The following is an 844-nucleotide window of genomic DNA, read 5'->3' on the forward strand; positions in this document are numbered from 1 at the left end:
TAGGGTCCGGACCCATAAAGAGCCTTTCCTGAAGGGAACCGTTGTGATTCAAAGCCCAGGAAAGGGGCTTTGTGATGAACGACGGTCAGTTCTGGTTGACGGTGGAGCAGTTCAGACGGCTTGAGCCGCACCTTCCACGCGATACCCGCGGCAAGCCGCGCGTGGATGACCGACGTGTGATCAGCGGGATTGTCCATGTGCTGAAGTCGGGCGGGCGCTGGGCGGATGCTCCACCGGTCTACGGCCCCCGCAAGACGCTCTACAACCGCTTCGTCCGCTGGGCGGCCAAGGGCGTGTGGGAGGATATCTTCCATGCCTTGGCCGCAGCAGGTGGCCCACCGGCCCAGGTGATGATCGACTCCACGGCGGTGCGCGCCCATCGTTCGGCGAGCGGCGGGAAAGGGGGGAGCGCGCCCAGGCCATCGGACGGTCCCGTGGCGGACGAACCACCAAAATCCATGCCCTTAGCGATCCGCGCGGTCGGCCGCTCGCCTTCCTGTTGACCGGCGGTCAGATTGCCGACTGCACCGCCGCCGACCGTCTGCTCGACCGGATGCCCGCCACCGATCTCCTGCACGGCGACAAGGGCTACGACAGTGCCGCTGTTCGCCGGAAGATCGAAGAGGCGGGAGCCGCGCCCAACATCCCGCCACGCGCCAACAAGCGCTGGAAAAACTGCTTCTCTCCCTACCTCTATCGGAACCGTAACGTCATCGAGCGCATGTTCGGACGCCTCAAGGATTTCCGGCGCATCGCCACCCGTTACGACCGCTCCGCCACCAACTTCATGGCAGCCGTCTACATCGTGGCAACCGTCGCCTACTGGTTATGAGTCCGGACCCTA

General features: G+C 64.5%; 1 pseudogene. It reads left to right on the top strand.

What is annotated here, in order from left to right:
* Positions 1 to 74 precede the first annotated feature (74 nt).
* A pseudogene (locus Q4I23_RS32855) lies at positions 75 to 832 on the top strand (IS5 family transposase).
* The last annotated feature ends 12 nt before the right edge of the window (positions 833 to 844 follow it).

The organism is Azospirillum sp. UFLA03-27 (assembly GCF_059803775.1).